At 68.3% G+C, this 18,926-nt stretch carries 19 protein-coding genes; 9 read left to right on the top strand and 10 right to left on the bottom strand.

Annotation, left to right across the window (positions count from 1 at the left end):
• Positions 1 to 38 precede the first annotated feature (38 nt).
• The gene (gene aspS, locus RQG82_RS09845; protein WP_311258910.1) at positions 39 to 1,820 is read right to left on the bottom strand and encodes an aspartate--tRNA ligase; all 1,782 of its coding nucleotides are present in this window, start codon (positions 1,818 to 1,820) and stop codon (positions 39 to 41) included.
• A gap of 115 nt (positions 1,821 to 1,935) precedes the next feature.
• On the opposite strand from aspS, the gene RQG82_RS09840 reads away from it, so the two are divergent.
• Positions 1,936 to 2,310: a DUF5684 domain-containing protein gene (locus RQG82_RS09840; RefSeq protein WP_311258909.1), complete on the top strand. Its 375-nt coding sequence runs from the start codon at positions 1,936 to 1,938 to the stop codon at positions 2,308 to 2,310.
• A 1-nt stretch (position 2,311) separates the two neighbouring features.
• Positions 2,312 to 2,941: a histidine phosphatase family protein gene (locus RQG82_RS09835; protein ID WP_311258908.1), complete on the top strand. Its 630-nt coding sequence runs from the start codon at positions 2,312 to 2,314 to the stop codon at positions 2,939 to 2,941.
• A 46-nt stretch (positions 2,942 to 2,987) separates the two neighbouring features.
• Here RQG82_RS09835 and RQG82_RS09830 read toward each other — a convergent pair whose 3' ends face one another.
• The 4 genes from RQG82_RS09830 to RQG82_RS09815 all read right to left on the bottom strand — a co-directional run bounded on the left by RQG82_RS09830 (position 2,988) and on the right by RQG82_RS09815 (position 5,827).
• Positions 2,988 to 3,539 carry a TetR/AcrR family transcriptional regulator gene (locus tag RQG82_RS09830; protein ID WP_311258907.1) on the bottom strand — a complete coding sequence of 184 codons (552 nt, stop codon included), beginning with the start codon at positions 3,537 to 3,539 and terminating at the stop codon, positions 2,988 to 2,990.
• 59 nt (positions 3,540 to 3,598) lie between these two features.
• Positions 3,599 to 4,075 carry a nuclear transport factor 2 family protein gene (locus tag RQG82_RS09825; protein ID WP_311258906.1) on the bottom strand — a complete coding sequence of 159 codons (477 nt, stop codon included), beginning with the start codon at positions 4,073 to 4,075 and terminating at the stop codon, positions 3,599 to 3,601.
• A 73-nt stretch (positions 4,076 to 4,148) separates the two neighbouring features.
• Positions 4,149 to 4,817 carry a class I SAM-dependent methyltransferase gene (locus RQG82_RS09820; protein ID WP_311258905.1) on the bottom strand — a complete coding sequence of 223 codons (669 nt, stop codon included), beginning with the start codon at positions 4,815 to 4,817 and terminating at the stop codon, positions 4,149 to 4,151.
• Positions 4,814 to 5,827 (bottom strand): NAD(P)/FAD-dependent oxidoreductase, encoded by a 1,014-nt coding sequence (locus tag RQG82_RS09815; protein WP_311258904.1) that lies wholly within the window; start codon positions 5,825 to 5,827, stop codon positions 4,814 to 4,816. Before RQG82_RS09815 ends, RQG82_RS09820 begins: the two co-directional genes overlap by 4 nt.
• A 68-nt stretch (positions 5,828 to 5,895) precedes the next feature.
• Here RQG82_RS09815 and RQG82_RS09810 point away from each other — a divergent pair, with 68 nt between their 5' ends.
• The gene (locus tag RQG82_RS09810; RefSeq protein WP_311258903.1) at positions 5,896 to 6,480 is read left to right on the top strand and encodes an XRE family transcriptional regulator; all 585 of its coding nucleotides are present in this window, start codon (positions 5,896 to 5,898) and stop codon (positions 6,478 to 6,480) included.
• Positions 6,481 to 6,485: 5 nt separating this feature from the next.
• Here the strand turns inward: RQG82_RS09810 and RQG82_RS09805 are convergent, their stop codons facing one another.
• Entirely contained in the window at positions 6,486 to 6,896 is a 411-nt protein-coding gene (locus RQG82_RS09805; protein WP_311258902.1) for a RidA family protein, read from the bottom strand.
• Between the two features lie 78 nt (positions 6,897 to 6,974).
• On the opposite strand from RQG82_RS09805, the gene RQG82_RS09800 reads away from it, so the two are divergent.
• The 5 genes from RQG82_RS09800 to ccsB all read left to right on the top strand — a co-directional run bounded on the left by RQG82_RS09800 (position 6,975) and on the right by ccsB (position 11,656).
• On the top strand, positions 6,975 to 7,352 hold the full coding sequence (locus RQG82_RS09800; protein ID WP_311258901.1) for a helix-turn-helix domain-containing protein: 378 nt from the start codon (positions 6,975 to 6,977) through the stop codon (positions 7,350 to 7,352).
• A 62-nt stretch (positions 7,353 to 7,414) separates the two neighbouring features.
• Complete coding sequence (locus tag RQG82_RS09795; RefSeq protein WP_311258900.1) at positions 7,415 to 8,068, top strand: TlpA disulfide reductase family protein; 654 nt, start codon at positions 7,415 to 7,417, stop codon at positions 8,066 to 8,068.
• Between the two features lie 16 nt (positions 8,069 to 8,084).
• Positions 8,085 to 8,861 (top strand): cytochrome c biogenesis CcdA family protein, encoded by a 777-nt coding sequence (locus RQG82_RS09790; protein ID WP_311258899.1) that lies wholly within the window; start codon positions 8,085 to 8,087, stop codon positions 8,859 to 8,861.
• A 28-nt stretch (positions 8,862 to 8,889) separates the two neighbouring features.
• On the top strand, positions 8,890 to 10,674 hold the full coding sequence (locus RQG82_RS09785; RefSeq protein ID WP_311258898.1) for a cytochrome c biogenesis protein ResB: 1,785 nt from the start codon (positions 8,890 to 8,892) through the stop codon (positions 10,672 to 10,674).
• A 4-nt stretch (positions 10,675 to 10,678) separates the two neighbouring features.
• Positions 10,679 to 11,656, top strand: coding sequence for a c-type cytochrome biogenesis protein CcsB (gene ccsB / locus RQG82_RS09780; protein ID WP_311258897.1), 978 nt, complete (start codon positions 10,679 to 10,681; stop codon positions 11,654 to 11,656).
• Positions 11,657 to 11,671: 15 nt separating this feature from the next.
• On the opposite strand, the gene RQG82_RS09775 is transcribed toward ccsB, so the two are convergent.
• The 3 genes from RQG82_RS09775 to RQG82_RS09765 form a co-directional block, all read right to left on the bottom strand.
• Complete coding sequence (locus RQG82_RS09775) at positions 11,672 to 12,268, bottom strand: 2'-5' RNA ligase family protein (RefSeq protein ID WP_311258896.1); 597 nt, start codon at positions 12,266 to 12,268, stop codon at positions 11,672 to 11,674.
• A gap of 163 nt (positions 12,269 to 12,431) precedes the next feature.
• A complete protein-coding gene (locus RQG82_RS09770) occupies positions 12,432 to 14,315 on the bottom strand; it encodes a YhgE/Pip family protein (protein WP_311258895.1) in 1,884 nt (627 codons plus the stop codon).
• Positions 14,312 to 17,125: an efflux RND transporter permease subunit gene (locus RQG82_RS09765; protein WP_311258894.1), complete on the bottom strand. Its 2,814-nt coding sequence runs from the start codon at positions 17,123 to 17,125 to the stop codon at positions 14,312 to 14,314. Before RQG82_RS09765 ends, RQG82_RS09770 begins: the two co-directional genes overlap by 4 nt.
• 121 nt (positions 17,126 to 17,246) lie before the next feature.
• Between RQG82_RS09765 and RQG82_RS09760 the strand changes: the two genes are divergently transcribed.
• The gene (locus tag RQG82_RS09760; RefSeq protein WP_311258893.1) at positions 17,247 to 17,870 is read left to right on the top strand and encodes a TetR/AcrR family transcriptional regulator; all 624 of its coding nucleotides are present in this window, start codon (positions 17,247 to 17,249) and stop codon (positions 17,868 to 17,870) included.
• A gap of 31 nt (positions 17,871 to 17,901) precedes the next feature.
• Here the strand turns inward: RQG82_RS09760 and RQG82_RS09755 are convergent, their stop codons facing one another.
• Positions 17,902 to 18,879 (bottom strand): o-succinylbenzoate synthase, encoded by a 978-nt coding sequence (locus tag RQG82_RS09755; protein WP_311258892.1) that lies wholly within the window; start codon positions 18,877 to 18,879, stop codon positions 17,902 to 17,904.
• Positions 18,880 to 18,926: the final 47 nt, after the last annotated feature.

Here is an 18,926-nt window from a genome sequence, read left to right as displayed (position 1 = left end):
TCCCGCCTGAGCGGGAGAGGGCCTCTTCGTGCGTGAGGTCAGGCCTCGTCGTCCTCGGGCTCGAAGTCGACGCCGGCCTCGGCGCGCTGTTCGGGCGTGATCGGCGCCGGAGCCGCGGTCAGCGGGTCGAACCCGTTGCCCGACTTCGGGAACGCGATGACGTCGCGGATCGACTCGGTCTTGGTCAGGTGCTGCAGCACGCGGTCCATGCCGAGCGCGATTCCTCCGTGAGGCGGTGCACCGAACTTGAACGCGTCGAGCAGGAAGCCGAACTGCTCCTGCGCGACCTCGTCGCTGATGCCCATGACCTCGAACACGCGCTTCTGCACGTCTTCGCGGTGGATGCGGATGGATCCGCCGCCGAGCTCCGAGCCGTTGCACACGATGTCGTACGCATACGCGAGAGCCGAACCCGGGTCGGTGTCGAACGTGTCCTGGAACTCCGGCTTGGGCCCCGTGAATGCGTGATGCACGGCGGTCCAGGCTCCGGCGCCGACGGCGACGTCACCCGATGCGACGGCATCCGCTGCTGGCTCGAACATCGGGGCGTCGACGACCCACGTGAACGCGAACTCGTCGGGGTTGAGGTAGCCGAGACGGCGGCCGATCTCGACGCGGGCGGCGCCGAGCAAAGCGCGGCTCTCCTTGGTCGATCCGGCGGCGAAGAACACGCAGTCACCGGCGGAGGCGCCGACGAACTCGGCGAGGCCGGCCTGCTCGGCCTCGGAGAGGTTCTTGGCAGCAGGGCCGCCGAGCGAGCCGTCTTCGTTGAAGAGGACGTATGCGAGACCGCGGGCGCCGCGCTGCTTGGCCCAGTCCTGCCACGCGTCGAGCTGCTTGCGCGGCTGGCTCGCGCCACCGGGCATGACGACGGCACCGACGTACTCGGCCTGGAAGACGCGGAACGGGGTGTTCGCGAAGTACTCTGTCGCCTCGACAAGCTCGAGGCCGAAGCGCAGGTCGGGCTTGTCCGAGCCGTACTTCGACATGGCCTCGGCGTAGGTCATGCGCGGCAGCGGGGTCTGCACCTCGACGCCGATCGTCTTCCACATCGCCTGGATGAGCGACTCCATCAGCGTGATGACGTCTTCCTGGTCGACGAAGCTCATCTCGATGTCGAGCTGCGTGAACTCCGGCTGACGGTCGGCGCGGAAGTCCTCGTCGCGGTAGCAGCGGGCGATCTGGTAGTACTTCTCGACGCCGCCGACCATGAGCAGCTGCTTGAACAGCTGCGGAGACTGCGGCAGGGCGTACCAGCTGCCGGGGTGCAGGCGAGCGGGCACGACGAAGTCGCGGGCGCCCTCGGGCGTCGAGCGCGTGAGGGTCGGGGTCTCGACCTCGGTGAAGTCCTCGCCGTGCAGCACGTCGCGGACGGCCTTGTAGACGTTCGAGCGCAGACGCAGAGCGGATGCCGCGGCGGGGCGCCGAAGGTCGAGGTAGCGGTACTTGAGGCGAGCCTCCTCGCCGACGGTCTCGGTGTCGGCGACCGCCGTCGACACCTGGAACGGCAGCGGAGCGGACTCGTTCAGCACCTCGACGTCGGTCGCGATGAGCTCGATCTCGCCGGTCGGCAGGTTCGGGTTCGCGTTCCCGTCGGGGCGGCGCGAGACCTCGCCCGTGACCTTCAGGACGAACTCGTTGCGCAGCGGGTGCGCGACCTCTTCATCGCGGATGACGACCTGGGCGATGCCCGATGCGTCCCGAAGATCGATGAACGCGACTCCTCCGTGATCACGACGGCGATCGACCCAACCCGAGAGGGTGACGGTCTGACCGATTTGCTCGGCTCGCAGTGAGCCTGCCGAGTGGGTGCGAAGCACGGAGGATTCCTCCTGATCTGGGAAATGATGAACCCGCCCATTCTACGGGGGCGGTGTCGCCTCCTCCGCCGGTGGCATATCGGTCAGTAGGATCGCCACGACAGAAAGGGTCTTCATGGACACCAACGGCATCTCCGACCTCTACGCTTCGATCTTCTCCGGGACGACCGGGCTCATCGCACTCGTGTTCTACATCCTGGTCGCCGTCGGCCTCTGGAAGGTGTTCACGAAAGCGGGCCACCCCGGCATCCTCGCGGTCATCCCCATCGTCAACCTGGTGTTCCTCGTGAAGATCGCCGGCATGTCCGGTTGGCTCGCGCTGCTCTACCTCGTCCCGATCGTGAACTTCGTGTTCGGGATCATCGTCGCGTTCAAGCTCGGCGAGCGATTCGGCAAGGGTGGGGTCTTCTCGTTCTTCCTGCTCTTCGTCTTCCCCTACATCGGGTACCTGATCCTCGGCTTCGGCGACTCCCGCTACCGCCAGGTGTGACATGGTGGCGTCCCGTCTGCACCTCGTTCGGCACGGTGAGGTGCACAACCCGAAGCGAGTGCTCTACGGGCGGCTCCCCGGCTACCACCTGAGCAAGGCGGGGCGGGAGATGGCACGAGCCGCGTCCGATCACATCGCCGGCCTCGATCGTCCGGTCGCAGGGCTCTACTCCTCTCCGCTCGAGCGCGCACAGGAGTCGGCGGAGCCGTTCGCCGAGCGGTTCGGCCTCACGCCCGAGATCGACATCCGGCTGATCGAGCCGACGAACGTGTTCGAGGGCACGCAGATGCGTCGCTCTCTCATGAACCCGTTCAAGTGGTGGCACCTGCGCCAGCCTTCGCTGCCGAGCTGGGGCGAGCCGTATGCGTCGATCGCCGAGCGGATGCTGGGCATGATGGCCGAAGCCTGGCGATCGGTCGACACCGGCGACCTCGTGATGGTGTCGCATCAGGCGCCGATCTGGATCACGCACCTGCGGGTCGCGGGTCTGCCGCTGCGGCACGACCCGCGCACCCGTCGCTGCGCGCTGTCGAGCGTCACCTCGTTCGAGCTCGTCGGTGACGTGTGGCGCGAGGTCGCCTACGCCGAACCCGCGTCCACCGGCGGCGCGGTCGACGTCGGGGCGGTCTGAGAAGCCGATCCCGCTAGGGTCTGGCCAACGCCGAGGACAGTGGCCGTCAGGTGCCCGACATCGTGCGAGCCCAGGGCTCATCGATACGGGCGAGATCCAGTGCTGTGACCACGTTCTGCAGCATCCCGGCCCCGAACCACTGCCGGATCGCCTCCGCGTCGGAGTTCAGCAGCTGTCCGACGAGGTCGACCTGCTTGGCGTAGCAGCGGCGGACGGCGTCGCCCACGAGCGGTTCGTCGGCGGCGCAGTTCGCATGCATGAGGAACATCATCACGTCTCGATCCTCGATCAGCGCTCGGTACGCCTCTCGGGCGGCATCGAGCGCATCCGCGGTCGTCCTCGTTGCGCTCCCAAGCTCGGCGGTGTGGGCCGAGAGAGTCGCCTCCATCACTTCGGACACGAAGTCGACGGCGCCTGCGAAGAGCTCCTGCTTGTTCCCGAAGAGTCGGTAGACGTAGGGCTGGGAGATCCCGGCCTGTGCGGCGATCTCATGCGTCGTCGTGCCGTAGAAGCCCTTTCGGGAGAAGCATGCGACGGCCGCGTCGAGGACCTCTCGTCGTCTCTCGTCGCTCTTCGCGGTGGATCCGGGTGCAGGCATGCCAGTCAGTCAACCACGGTCGGGGGTGGCGGGGCATGGCGCCCCACCGCCCCTGGAGCTCAGCCGCCGAAGTTGCCTGCGAGATCCGCCGATGCGACATCGGCGTCTGGCGTGAGCGCCTCGATCGCGACCAGCGGGTTCCAGTAGTCGACGTAGCGGGTGATGCGCCCCGAGTCGTCGACGTACACGACCGAGATGCATGTCTGCTCGTAGGGCTTGCCGGTCGGAACCGCGGTCCCCACCGATCGGAACTCTGCGATCACCCGGCCGGGGTCGGTGGTCTCGTGGATCTCGAGCCCCACGAACTCCACGTCGAAGTTCTGGGGGAAGTGAGCCATGTGGGCGGCAAGAGCCTCGCGACCCTGGAGTCGAGCGGGCACCCCGGCGGGGGCGAAGGGGAACTCGAGCACACCGTCGGCGGTGAAGAGGTCGAGCCATTCGTCGACCTGTCCGGCAGCGGTCAGCCGGAGGTGCTCGGTGACGGCGCGCTGCGCGGATGTCCGGCGGGCGGCGATGTCGTCGATAGCCGTATTCATCTGAGAATCCTTTGTTAGTGATTGATTGATAACAAACAAAGACTACAGGCATTCGACGGCATCGGGCCGACCATCAGCGCATCGGGCGACGCACCCTCACGACCGCATCGAGCAGAGTGACGTCGTGACCGTTCCAGGTGACGGAACGCTCGACGGTGGTGTTCGACTCGACGCCCCAGTCATCGCCGAGTTCGAGCGACGAGAGGACCTCGTCGGGCGTCGGCAGCGGCGGAGCATCCGCGTCGTGGTCATGGCCTGAACCCGGAGGGGATGCCGCATGGCCGACCACCAGCAAGCGGCCACCGGGTGCCACCGCAGAGACCGCCCGGCGCAGGATGGCCTCGCGGGGGAACTCGAACGGGGAGTGCAGGAACGCCGACGTCACGAGGTCGTACTCCTGGGTCGGACGCCACGTGGTGAGGTCGGCCTGCTGCCAGGTCACGCGCTCGGCGAGTCCCGCTCGCGTCGCGTGCAGCGCAGCGACCTCGAGAGCGGCGGCCGAGAGGTCGACGGCCGTCACCCTCCACCCGTGTTCCGCGAGCCAGAGCGCGTCGGCGCCCTCGCCGCAACCGAGCTCGAGTGCGCTGCCCGGCGTCAGCCCGGCCACCTGTGCCTCGACGGTCGCGTTGACCCGGCCGCTCCACATGCGACCGTCCTCACCGCGGCCGGTGCGGTATCGGTTCTCCCAGAACTCGGACGCATCGACGTCCGTCCGTGCGGGGTCGTGATGCATCCCCTTCATCCCTTCCGCTCCTCGGCCAGTGCTGCGGATGCGGCTGCGACCTCTTCGGCGATGAGCTCGCCGTTGACGGTCAGCGCCGCGGTGGCCCCGGATCCCATTGCGATCGGCACCAGGGCCCCCGGGTTGGCAGCGTTGCCGACGGCCCACACTCCCGCGACGCTCGTGCGCCCGAAGGCATCGACCTCGGCCCACTGCCCCATGGGCGAGTCGACGCGCTGGGCGCCCAGCTGACGCAGGGGGTCGTCGAGGGGCACGAGCGCGGGTTCGGCGAACACCACGTCGAGCGGCACGACGGTGTCGTCCTCCAGGGCGAGTCCGGTGAGAGTGTCGCCGTCGACGACCACCCGCGAGACGGCTCGATCCTCGAGTCGCACGCCCCGATGCTCGAGCAGGCGACGGTCGTCGGCGGACAGAGGGCCGGCAAGAGCGGTGAACACCGTGAGGTTCGGGGAGTAGGGGAGGATCATGTGCGCCTTGTGCACCCCGCCCGCCGACCCGAGAAGGACGCCGATCGCGCGGCCGGTCGCCTCGTAGCCGTCGCAGTACGGGCAGGCGACGACCCCGCGCCCCCACTGCTCGACGAGACCCGGGATATCGGGGAGCACGTCGCGGGCGCCCGTCGCCACGATGAGGCGACGCGCGCTCTCGACCGCCCCGGAATCGGTGACCACGTCGAAACCGTCGTCGACGGCGCGTGTCTCGACGACGCGCGTGTTCCGGATGACTCCGTCGGCGGCGCGCACCTCGTGGTATCCGTCGTTCACGAGATCGATCGGGGAGTAGCCGTCGCGACTCAGCACGCCATGCATGTGCGGCGCGAAGCGGTTGCGGGGCTGGCCTCCGTCGAGCACCAGCACCCGACGGCGCGCACGCGCGAGGATCAGTGCCGCGCTGAGGCCGGCGGCACCTCCGCCGATGATGATGACGTCCCACCGATCGCCCGACGGAGGCAAGGTCGAGGTGCGGTGTTCGGTGTCGGAGCCTGTGATGGTCCTGGTATCGCTTGTCATGGTCCCAGAGTCCGGTAGCCTGAGCGGAACAGCAACTATCGATGCTGAAACGGCAAGAAGGAGACGATATGCCCGACGGCACCCTCGCGCTCATCGGCCCCCGGCTGAAGGGGTGGCGGGAGAAGCGCAGCATGACTCTCGCCGAGCTGTCGCGTGTGACCGGCATCTCCTCGAGCACGCTGTCTCGCCTGGAGGCCGGAAAGCGCGCTCCGAACCTCGAGCTGGTGATCCCGATCGCCCGCGCCCTGCGCCTCGAACTCGACGACCTGGTGCCGCGAACGGCTCCCGATCCGCGGGTTGCACGCAAGACGAAGCGCGCCGGAGAGGTCTGGTACGAGTCCCTCTCACCCGAGATGAGCCCGGTCCAGACCTACAAGGTGACGCTTCCGGCGAATCCCGCAGGAGTCGTGGCGACACCCCAGCCGCAGGTCCATGACGGGCAGGAGTGGCTGTACGTGCTGTCTGGGCGCCTGCGCCTCGTGCTCGGAGAACAGGACGTCGTCCTCGGCCCCGGCGAAGCCGCCGACTTCGACACGCGCATCCCGCACTGGTTGGGCGCCGCCGGGGCCGGACCGACCGAGTTCCTGTCGATCTTCAGCAAGGACGGGAAGCGCATCCACCTCCGCGCCCGCGCCGCCGGATCCAGCATCTAGACAGATCAGTCGGCGACGGCGGTGGCTTCGACCTCGACGAGGACGTCGGATTCGAACAGGTAGTCGACGCCGATGAGGGATGCCGGGGGCATGGGGATCGGCAGTCCGATCTCTGCTGCCACGGACTCGACCCCGGCCATGAAGTCCTCGATCTTCTCGGGGCTCCACCCGGTGACGTAGAAGGTGAGGCGGACGACGTCGGCGAACGACGCATCTGCGCTCGCGAGACCGTCTCGGGTGTTGCGCAGTGCCTGAGCGACCTGACCGGCGAGGTCGTCAGGGGCGACAGGGGTGCCGTCGGCGAGGCGGGAGATCTGGCCGGCGACGTGGATGTGCCGTGAGCCGGAGGCGACGGCGACATGGTGGTACGGGGTGCCCTGCTGCAGGTTCGACGGAGTCGAGAGGTGAACGGTCATGGATGGCTCCTTCATGAGATGAGGTGGTAACACATGAATACCTGGTATCCAGAAGTAACTTCAACGAGACTAGGTGTCATGACGGATACCGCCAGCTCTGCCGTGAGCGAGTTCACCATCAGCGCCTCGCATCGAGACCTCCTCGATCAGGTGCTCGACAAATGGTCGCTGGGGGTGCTGAACGAGCTGTGCACGAGACCCATGCGGTTCAGCGAACTGCGCCGCGCGATCCCCGCCGTCACGCAGAAGTCGCTGACCGCGACCCTGCGGCGGCTGGAACGCGACGGCATCGTCGATCGGGCGGTCCTGGGCACCCGTCCCATCGCCGTCGAGTACCGGATCACGCCCCTCGGCAAGACTCTGCGCCCGCCGATCGACGCGATTCTGGCGTGGGTGGACGCTCAGATGCCGCGCATCGAAGACGCGCGCCGCCGGTTCGATGACGAGACCGACTGAGCGGCGCTCGACGGCTGGCGCGCCCGGCCCATGCATAGGAACCCCCGCGTAAACTGGGAATCGTGCCTCTCGCCTCGACGGTTCGTCCGATCCGCAGCGGCCGCTCCTCCCGCATCCGGCCTTCTCGCCGCGCGGTCGGTGCCGCGCTCGCCGCGGTACTAGCCATCGGTCTGAGCGCCTGCGCTCCCGATCCCGTGAACGACTCTTTCCTGAGCGGTGACAACCCCGGCTACGTCGCGGCCGACGGAGCGATCGTCGAGATCCCGGTCGCCGAGCGCGGTGAACCCGTCGTCGACTTCGGCGGCGTGACCGAGAACGGCGACGACTTCAGCAGCGCCGAGCTCGCGGGCAAGGTGACGGTCGTCAACTTCTGGTACGCCGGATGCGCACCGTGTCGTGTCGAGGCGGAAGACCTCGAGAGCGTGTGGCAGGAGCACGGCGGAGACGACGTGGCCTTCCTGGGGATCAACACCCGCGATCAGGCCGACACCGCCAAGGCGTTCTCGGCCGAATTCGGCGTGACCTACCCGAGTCTCATCGATGTCGACACCGCCGAGGCCAAGCTCGCCTTCGCATCGTCGGTGCCGATCCAGGCGACGCCGACCACTCTGGTGCTCGACAAGCAGGGCCGAGTCGCCGCTCGCATCATCGGTCCGATCGACGGCACCTCGATCCTCTCGACGCTCGTCAAGGACGCGCTCGCGGAGGACTCGTGAGTCTCGCGGGAGCGGCATGAACCCCGAAGCCATCATCGGAACGGGAGCCCTCTGGCTCGCGATCCCCGTCGCGGTCCTCGCGGGCCTCGTCTCCTTCCTCTCACCGTGCGTGCTTCCCCTGGTGCCGGGCTACCTCGGGTTCCTCGGGGGAGCGGTCGCCCCTCGACGCGAGCGGACGGCGAACGGCAGTGGGGTGGCGACGGTCGAGGCGCCCGCCCGCGGCCGACTCGTCGTCGGGGTGCTCCTCTTCATCCTGGGCTTCAGTCTCGTGTTCGTGTCGCTGACAGCGCTCGGCGGGCTCGCCAACGTCTTCCTGCTCCAGTGGGGTGAGCTGATCACGCGCATCCTCGGTGGCGTGATCATCCTGATGGGACTCGTCTTCCTCGGTCTCTTCGGCTTCGCTCAGCGCGAGCTGCGTTTCCACGTCGACTCGAAGGCCGGACTGATCGGCGCACCGCTGCTGGGAATCGCTCTCGGCATCGGATGGGCGCCCTGTCTCGGACCGACGCTCACCGCGATCTTCGCCCTCTCGTTCAACGCGGGCGACCCGGTGCGCGCGGGCTTGCTCGGCCTGGCGTACTCGCTGGGCCTGGGCCTGCCGTTCCTGCTGGTCGCGCTCGGCTTCGGGTGGGCGACCAAGACCATCGGGTTCCTGCGCCGTCACATCCGCGTCGTGAACGTCATCGGCGGCGTGCTGCTGATCGTCCTCGGCCTGCTGATGCTGACCGGCCTCTGGACCGACATCATGTCTCGACTGACGGCGGTGATGAACAGTGTCGTCCTCCCGATCTGATCAGAAGAAGACGCATCGGAAGGATGACGTGAGCAGCACAACCGAGAGGTCCAGCGATCCGCTCCGACCGTCAGACCACGTCGACGGCGAGGAGTCCATCACTCAGCCGCGCCTCGGCTTCGTGGGCTGGCTGCGCTGGGGCTGGCGTCAGCTGACCTCGATGCGCACCGCGCTGATCCTGCTGCTCGTGCTCGCGATCGCGGCGATCCCCGGCTCGATCTTCCCCCAGCGGATGGCCGACCCCAACGGCGTCACCCAGTGGGAGCGCGACAACCCCGATCTGTTCCCCGTGCTCGACGGGCTGAAACTGTTCGACGTCTACCTGTCGCCGTGGTTCTCGGCCATCTACCTGCTGCTGTTCGCCTCGCTCGTCGGCTGCGTCATCCCGCGCATCCGTCATCACGCCAAGGCGCTGCAGGCTCGGCCCCCTCGCACCCCGGCGCGTCTCAAGCGGCTCGCCGACTTCCGCGCGGTCGAACGCACGTCGACGGACCCGACCGCCGACGCCGCGGCGACGATCGACATCGCGACGAAGCAGCTCAAAGCGCTCGGCTACCGCGTCGAGCGCTACGACTCGGGTCGCACCGCGTCGGTCTCGGCCGAGCGCGGCTACTGGCGCGAGTCGGGCAACCTGCTCTTCCACCTGGCCCTCGTCGGTGTACTGATCACCGTGGGCGTCGGGGGCGGGTTCGCCTACACGGGCCAGCGCGTGCTGGTCGAGGGCGAGACGTTCGCGAACACGCTGCTCGACTACGACTCGATGAACCGCGGCCGTTTCGTCAGCGACGGGGCGCTCGCGCCGTACTCGATGCGCCTCGACAGCTTCGACGTCACTTACCAGCCGTTCGGCGAGCCCGGCTCCGGCCAGGCCGGCGACTTCTCGGCCAACGTCACAGTGCAGGAGAACGGCGAGGAGCGCACCGGCTCGGTCAAGGTCAACGAGCCTCTCGGCGTCGCCGACGACAACGTCTTCCTGCTCGGCAACGGCTATGCGCCGACGATCACCGTGCGCGACCCCGACGGGGAGGTCGTGTTCACGAACAGCACGCCCTTCCTGCCGCAGGACAACAACATGACCTCGCTCGGCGTCATCAAGATCCCTGACGGTCTCAGCGAGCAGGTCGGTCTGGTCGGTTTCTTCTACCCGACCACGGGTGTGCTCGACACGGGCGCGTTCTTCTCCGGTTTCGGCGATCTCACCAACCCGACTCTCACCCTCGACGTCTACACGGGCGACCTCGGCATCAACGAGGGCATCCCTCGCTCGGTCTACGTGCTCGACACCACCGGCATGACCAAGGTCACCGGACGAACGACCGACCTCGAGTCGATCGAGCTCGTACCCGGAGAGACGGCCGATCTGCCGAACGGCATGGGAACCGTGACCTTCGAGGACGAGTCGCCGGCGGGGGCCAGCGACGCCTCTCAGTCGGTCAAGCGCTTCGCCTCGCTGCAGATCCACCGCGATGCGTCGGGCCCATGGGTGCTCGGCTTCGCGCTTCTCGCGCTGGGCGGACTCATGCTCGCCCTGTTCATCCCTCGGCGCCGCGTGTGGGTCAAGGCGACGGGGCAGGACGGCGTCGTCGCTCTCGAGTACGCCGGTCTCGCGCGAGGCGAGGACCCGACTCTCGCCACGGCTGTCGACGACCTCGTGGCCGGTCACGCGCGTCTGATGGACGCATCGGGAGTGACGACTGCGGTCGAGGAGCCGGAGCCGGCCGTCGACGACTCCGACAAGACCGTGACGGCATCCCGGGCCGTCCGCGACGGTGACCCCGAGCACCCTGCATCCGACACCCCGAAAGTAGACTGACACCATGTTCGATCTCGAAGTGATCTCGCCGATCCTGCTGTGGACGGCGATCGCGATCTATGCGGCGGCCTTCGTGGCCTACGCCTTCGACCTCGCGCGCCGGTCGCAGCTGTCGGCAGATGCGGCGAGCGTGCGGGAGTTCGAACTGGTCGGAGCCGGCGCGGGTTCGCGCGGCGCCAAGGGTGCTTCGGCATCCGGCTCAGCCGCCGCCCCGCAGCGCTTCGTGATGGCCCGCATCGGCACGTCGCTCACCGTCCTCGCCTTCATCTTCCACCTCGCCGCCACGCTCACCCGTGGTTTCGCGGCCGGACGAGTGCCGTGGGCCAACCTCTACGAGTTCGCGATGATGGGCACGCTGCTGATCGTCGCCGTGTTCCTCGCGGTTCTGACGCGCATCGATCTGCGTTTCCTCGGCACGTTCATCACCGGTCTCGTCGTCGTGCTGCTGGGGCTCTCAGCCACGAACTTCTACGTCGAGGTGTCGCCTCTGATGGACCCGCTCAAGAGCGTGTGGCTGGTGATCCACGTCTTCGTGGCCTCTCTCGGCACCGCGTTCTTCGCGCTGGCCTTCGCTCTGTCGGTGATCCAGCTGATGCAGTCCCGCCGCGAGCGGCTGATCTCGGAGGGCGCCGAGAAGACCGGCCCCGGCTTCCTGCGCACCTTCCCCGGGTCGGAGCGCCTCGAGAGCATGGCCTACCGCTTCACGATCATCGGCTTCATCCTCTGGACGTTCACGCTCATCGCCGGTTCGATCTGGGCCTACTACGCCTGGAGCCGCTTCTGGGGCTTCGACGTCAAGGAGACGTGGACCTTCGTCATCTGGGTGCTCTATGCGGGATACATCCACGCTCGTGCGACGCGCGGCTGGCGCGGAAACCCGTCGGCCTGGCTGGCGATCGTCGGCTTCTCGGCCGTGCTCTTCAACTTCACGATCGTCAACGTGTTCTTCAAGGGTCTGCACGCGTACTCGGGCCTCAGCTGAGCGCCCGAGCTCACCTCATCTGAACGAACGCAGTCCGAACGGGATCACTTCGGAATGCTCGACGCCGCCTTCGTACCAGACGAGCTCGGCCTCGCTGATGGTCTCGGCGGGGCGTGAGCTGAGCGAGCGACGGGATTTGTGCGAGAGCTCGGTCCACGCGGCGGGTGCGAGCGTCTTCGCGTAGATCACTGACAGGTGGAAGGTCCAGTCCTCGGTGCTGCGCTCGTCCAGTCGACGGAAGTCGGTGCCCTCGAGGGCTTCGCTGAGAGTCGCGTAGGCCGACACGAGCGAGGGGGTTCGTCTCAGCCGCAGGATGACGACCTGCCACGGCGCCGGGAACACGTCTACGGCCTCGGCGACGACCTCGATCGGGCGCTGCGCCACCGCCCATTCGCGGATCAGCGCGAGCAGGTCTTCCCGACGTTCGGGCTCGTGGAATGCACGCAGCGTGACGTGCTCGGTGTTCGGGTGCGGAGCATCCATCCGGCCGAGTGCCGATCGCTGCTCGGCCCGGTAGACGTCCGACACAGCTCTCGTCGGGCGCAGCACGAGGTACTGCTGCCCCTCGAGTGACTCGAGCTGGGCGGGAGAGGTCATGAAGGGGCGACGCATCTTCTGATCGTACGTGCGTCGGGGAGTGTACGAATACCGCCTCTGCCCGGGCGAGCACGGCTTCGGAGCCGGACGGCGACGCGCCGCGCATCGAGAACGAGGCGCGGCGCGTCGTCGGGTGTGCTCCGAAGTCGTGCCCGGGCGGGGTGCCCGGAGGGGGCCCTCAGGCGGTCGCCACAGCAGCCTTCACCGAGGTCGTGCGACGCAGGGCGACCGCGATGGTGGTCGCGACCAGCGACAGCACACCCCACACGATGAGACCGGCGGCTGCGCCTCCGTTCACGGCGATCAACCCGGCGAAGGCAGGGGCGGTCGGCAGAGACGCACCGAGATCCGCCAGCCAGCCGGGCACCGTCGAGATGAGTCCTGTCGCGATCGCGAGCACCCCGACCAGGGCGCTGATCCACCGGCCGACGCCACCGAAGAGGGCGACGAGCGCCTGGTTGACGGCGGCGAAGACGACACCGGCCAGCACGGCGATTCCGGCGAACCCCCACCAGGTCGCGGCGTCGTAGCTCGCGACGATCTGCACGATCAGGGAGACCAGCAGGCCCTGGGCGGCGCCGATGGCGGCGGTCGGGGCGAAGGCACGCAGCGCGAGCCCGGCAGAGGAGCGCCGCGACGTGAGAGTGCGCGCGGTGTGCGCCCGCATCACGAGGAACGAGGCGAGAGCGCCGAACCACAGCACCACGGCAGTGAGAAGCGGGATAGCGGTCGGGCCGAAGATCGTCGCCCCGTCGGCCCCCTTCGACGCCACCGGATCGGCGATCACCGAGGCGAGCGAGGTCGACTCCGAGTCGCTGAACGAGGGGAGGGAGTCGGATGCGGTGCGCAGACCCCCGGCGAGATCGCCCGTTCCGGTGGCGAGGGTGTCGAGGCCGGTCGCGAGGTCGGCGGCGCCGGTCGCGAGCTCGGTCGTCCCGTCGGACAGCTGAGCGGCTCCCGTCGACAGCGCACGTGCGCCGGCGGCGGATTCGTCGAGGCCCTGGGATGCCAGCTGGTTCAGGCCGTCCGCGAGAGTCGTGGCGCCGGCGCCGGCTTCGCCGAGCTGGGTCGCGAGGGTGGCGGGAAGAGTAGCAAGTTGCTGTACCCCTGCATCAGTCTGCGTCGCACCCGTCGAGAGGGCGACGATCTGGTCGCAGTACTCCTGAGGGAATCCGCTGGGTACACAGGTCTCGGCGAGCTGCTGCAGACCGGCGGCCACCTGTGTCGACCCGGCCGCGAGCTGCTGGGCGCCGGCGACTTGGTTCTGAAGCTCCGTCGCTCCTGTGGTCAGACCGGTGCCGATCTGACTCGCGCCACCCGCAGCCTCGCGGGTCTTCGAGGCGAGCGTGTCGAGTCCTGACGCGAGCGACGACGCGCCGTCTCCGAGCTCGGCGGCGCCCGAGGCGAGCTGTGTCGCGCCGTCGGGGATAGCGGCCGCGCCCGTCGCCGCATCCCGCGCGCCGGTGGCCAGCTGGGCGGCACCGTCGGCGGCCTCCCCGATCTGATCGCCGATCGTGGTGAAGCCGACGAGGATGTTCTCGGTCGTCGCCTCCGACAGCAGCGTGCCCATGCTCGATGCGGCCACATTCGCGATCTGACTGGTGATGAGATCGTCGGCGACGAGTCCGTCATCCGGCGTGGTGACCTGGATGGTGGCCTGCTCGGCGTCACCTCCGCCGTCCGAGATCGCCTGTCCAGCCGAGGTCGCGGCGGCGGAGAACTCCTCGGGGATCGTGATGACGGCCTGATACGACCCGTCAGCGAGCCCATCGGCTGCGTCATCCTCGTTCGAGATCACCCAGGTGAGGTTGGAGTCGAGTTCGTCCGATCCTTCGACGAGTCCTGAGGCGAGCTGCCGCCCCAGCGGCGTCAGCTGTCCGTCGATCTCCACCGGCTCGTCGAGGTTGACGATCGCGGCGGTCATCGAGTCGAGACGCTCGGTCGGGTTCTGCAGTGCGGCGACCAGGATGCCGCCGACGGCTGCGGGCAGCAGCAGGACGCCGAGGATCGTCAGCCACGTGATGGGCTTGCGCGAGCGGGCGCGTTCGATGGGGAGGGTCATGCGTTCACCTCGGTCGATTCGGTGGTGCCTTCGGTGGTGTCGTCGGCGGTGCGGGGCACCGAGGACTCGGGTCGTGTCTGTGCTGCGGGCGCGTCGATGTCGACCACGTCGGCGGGGGAGCGGCCAGCGTCTGCGAGGATCTCGAGGCCGATCTCGGGGTCGAGTGCGGTGAGCAGGATCGCGGTCGTACTGCGGGAGTCACGCAGTCGTGCCGCGAGCTGATCGCGTTCGGAGCGCGAGAGCCGGTCGGCTCCGTCGATCACCACGAGTGCGGGCCGTCCGCGCAGCGCCTCGGAGAGGTCGGCAGACAGGCTTCCGGCATCCGCGGTCATGACTGCTCCGACATGCGCGCGCACCCACGCCGCTCGCCCTGGGAGCAGGTGACCGGCGACCCGGAGGCGCCCGTCGTCGGGGGTCGCACGGCCGGCGATCGTCAATGCCAGCGCACGCAGCGCACCGGCGGACGAGCCAGTGAGCACGGCGGACCCGCCGGGAGCGAGGCGCAGGTGGAGGCCGTCGATGCCGGCATCCGTCACCGTGAGATCGTCGGCGGCCACGACCGAGTCGTCTCCCGGCCATCCGGCCAGGTGGCGCTCGCGCTCGACAGCCTCACCTTCGATGTCGACGCTCGGAAGGATCTTCTCCAGCCACGCCGGGATCTCCCACGCCCGCTCGCCGAGAATGGCCATGAGAGCAGGGATCAGCGTCATCCGCACCAGGAAGGCATCGATCGCGATGCCGGCCGCGAGGCCCAGCGCGATGGGCTTGAGTGACGAATCTCCCTCGGGGACGAATGCCACGAAAACCGCGAACATGATGAGTCCGGCCGCGGTGACGACCTTCGCAGACCCCGTGAAGCCGCTGCGCACGGCACGCAGCGCGGCGGCGCGACGCGTGGCTCGGTCGGGGCTCTTGCCGTCGGGGTCGTGCACGAAGTCCTCGCGCATGCGTGACACCAGGAAGACCTGATAGTCCATCGCGAGTCCGAACAGCACGCCCATCAGGATGATCGGCATGAAGCTGATGATCGGGCCCACCTTCGCGACATGCAGGGCATCGGCGAACCAGCCCCACTCGAACACCGCGCCGACGATGCCGAACGCGGCGACGATCGACAGCAGGTAGCCGACTGCGGCGGTGATCGGCACCCACAGCGAGCGGAACACGATCGTGAGCAGGATCAGCGAGAGGCCGATCACGAAGATGCCGAAGGGCAGCAGGGCGTTGCCCAGCTGGTCGGAGATGTCGATGCCGACCGCGGTGAACCCGGTCACCTTCAGGTCGATGCCGAACTCGTCGAGCCACTGGTCGTGGTGCGACCGCAGCTCGCGCACGAGGTCGGCCGTGGCGGGGTCGTCGGGTGCCGTCTCGGGAATGATCTGCACGATGCCGGTGTCGGCCGTCTCGTTCGGCGTCGCGAGCGCTACCTCCTTGACGCCGTCGATCTTCGCGACCTCGTCACCGAGATCCTCCATCAGCGTGAGCGGATCGGTCGACGTGACGATCGTGCCCGTGAGGATCATGGGTCCGTTGAAGCCGGGGCCGAACTCCTCGGCGACGAGGTCGTAGCTCTGCCGCGCCTCCGAGTCCTTCGGCAGCACGCCGGCGTTGGGCAGCGCGAGGTTCAGGCTCAGAGCCGGAACCGCGATGATGCCGAGGCCGATCACGACGGCGAGTGAGACGAGAATCGGGCGCCTGGTCACGCCGGTCACCCAGCGCTCGCTGAACCGCACACGCGGAGCGGGAGCGGGCTTGCCCTCCTTCGCCTTTCGCGCCTTGCGCGGCCGACCCGCCACGCGGCCCTTCATGAAGCCCAGCAGCGCAGGGGTGAGCGTCACCGCGATCGCGACGGCGACCGCGACAGCGGCGGATGCCGCGATGCCCATGGTCGTCAGGAACGGGATGCCGGCGAAGCCGAGTCCGATCAGGGCGATCAGCACGGTCACACCTGCGAACACCACTGCGGAGCCGGCCGTGCCGACGGCGCGAGCGGTGGATTCCTCGGGGTCGACCCCGTCGCGCACCTGATCCTGATGCCTGGCCATGATGAACAGCGCGTAGTCGATGCCGACCGCGAGTCCGAGCATGAGGGCGAGGAGAGGAGTGGTCGACGAGACCGTGGCGAAGGCGGTCGCGGCGAAGATGCCGGCCATCGAGATGCCCACACCGAGCACGGCGGTGAGCAGCGGCAGCCCTGCGACGACGAACGAGCGGAAGGTGACGATCAGCACGAGCAACGCGATGAGCAGACCCACCGCCTCGGTGAGCGTGACACCGGGGATGGAGGTGGCGAACAATTCGCCGCCGAGAGAGGTCTGCGATCCGTCCGGAAGCTCGTCGGCGAGTTCGGCCACGACGGCCCGCAGGTCGTCCTGTGTCTGGGCCGAGACATCGCTCGCCTGACCGTCGAACTGCAGGCGGATGATGCCGGCGGTCTCTTCGTCGTTGATCATGCCGCTGACCATCTCGTCGAACGGGGAGGTGGCCGAGAGCACGGAATCGTCGAGATCGGCGAGCTGGTCGACGGTGTCCTCGATGTCGTCCCGATACGTGTCATCCGTGATCGAGTCGCCGTCCGCGGCGACCACGATGATCTGCGCGCTGGTGCCGCTGACTGCAGGGAACGAGCGGTTGAGCTGCTCGAGACCCGCCTGCGACTCGGTTCCGGGAATCGAGAACGAGTTGTCCGTCCCCGCCCCGAGCACGAGCGCGCCGGCGCCGGCGATGCCGAGCGCGAGGAGCCAGGAGATGAGGACGCGCCACGGGTGCCGGTAAGACCAGCGGCCGAGCGAGGACAGGAGTGTGGACACGAGGCTCCTCAGGGAATGCGGGCTGGATACACAGGTGTATCCAATACATACCTGTATCGTAAGGTGGTCCGAGCCCCGGAGTCTGTGTGCGGGGTGTGAGAATGAGAAGCAGGAGGATTCGATGACGACACCCGCCACCCGCAGTCGTGAGAACACGCGAGCCAGGCTTCTCGATGCCGCTGCGCAGGTCTTCGCAGAGGTCGGAATCGACGGCGCTTCGGTCGAAGCGGTCTGCGACCGCGCCGGATTCACGCGCGGAGCCTTCTACTCGAACTTCGAGTCGAAGGACGAGCTCTTCCTCGTGCTCGCCGGCAGCGTCGGCGAGCAGCGCGTCAATGGGGTGCGCGCCCGCGTCGAGGAGATCGCCGCAGAGGGCGGCCTGTCAGAGGGGTGCGACCCGGTAGAGCTCGTTCAGCGCATCATGGATGCGGGCGGCGACGACCGGCTCGGCGTGATGCTGATGAGTGAGATCCGCATCCGCGCACTGCGCGATCATCAGTTCGGCTCGGCCTACCTCGTGCAGGAGAGCGAGATGGTCTCGAGCATCGCGGTGATCATCGCGGACATCGTCTCGGTGAGCTCGCTCGAGCTGAAGGTACCGGCCGAGGAGGCCGCGCGCATGCTCATGATCCTCTGGGAGGGCATGACCGTTCGCGGTGTGATGGCCGGCCAGGACTCCGATCAGCTGCGGCACTCGGGCAGCGAGGAGCTGGGCAGGCTCGTGCAGTTGCTGCTCGCGGAGTGACGCGGCTGCTCGCGCTGCAGACGAACGCCGCTCAGCGCGCGGCGAGCGCCTCGTAGCAGCGGCTGAGCCTCGCGATCCACCAGTCGTGACGGTCGTCGGCAGCGGCGAGTCGAGTCAACGCCGCGGCATCGGGCGTCACGCGTCCGGCAGGGATCGAGCCGTCGACAGGGCGCAGATCGGCGACGTCGTCGAGGAACAGAGATGCGGTGCCGAGCCCGCAGTCGTAGTCGAGCGTCGGCAGCGCGGCAGCGAGCGCCGCCCCCTGCGAGAGCCCGATCGCGGTGTCGAGCGCGCTCGAGACGACCACGGGTAGGCCGGCTGCGGTGACGATCTGCAGAGCGTGGGTGATTCCTCCCAGGGGCTGCGCCTTGATCACGAGCAGGTCGGCGGCCTTCTCCCGAGCGACCGCGAGCGGGTCGGATGACTTGCGGATGCTCTCGTCTGCCGCGACCGGGATGCCCATGTACTTCACACGGGTGCGCAGCTCCGCGAGCTCGGGCACCGTGGCGCAGGGCTGCTCGACGTATTCGAGATCGAACTCGTTGAGGGCGTGCACCGCATGCTCGGCCTCGTCGACGTTCCAGGCTCCGTTGGCATCCACCCGGATGCGTCCTTCCGGCCCCATCGCCTCGCGCACGGCTCGCACGCGGGCGACGTCGTCGGCCAACGTCTGGCCGGGCTCTGCGACCTTGACCTTCGCGGTACGGCACCCGGCGAACCTGGCGAGCACCTCGGCGACCCGTGCCGCCTCGATGGCGGGGATCGTGGCGTTCACGCCGATGCGGTCGCGCAGGGGCGTCGGCGGCGCCCGCCATGCGAAGTCGATCGCCGCAGCGAGCCAGGTCGCCGCTTCGGCATCGTCGTACTCGAGGAACGGGGAGAACTCGGCCCATCCCTCGGGGCCTTCGAACAGCAGTGCCTCGCGAGTGTCGACCCCGCGGAACCGGGTGTGCATCGGAAGCGAGACGACCCTGGCCGAGCCGAGCAGATCTGCGAGCGGTGGGAGCATGTGCTCATTCTGCTCTGTCGGAGCGGCCTCCGGGGATCCGCCGTGCC

The sequence above is a fragment of the Microbacterium sp. WCS2018Hpa-9 genome (assembly GCF_031843745.1).
In the GTDB taxonomy this organism is placed as follows: domain Bacteria; phylum Actinomycetota; class Actinomycetes; order Actinomycetales; family Microbacteriaceae; genus Microbacterium.
The sequence above is the reverse complement of the archived record's forward strand: the minus strand, read 5'-3'. Positions and strand labels throughout refer to the sequence as shown.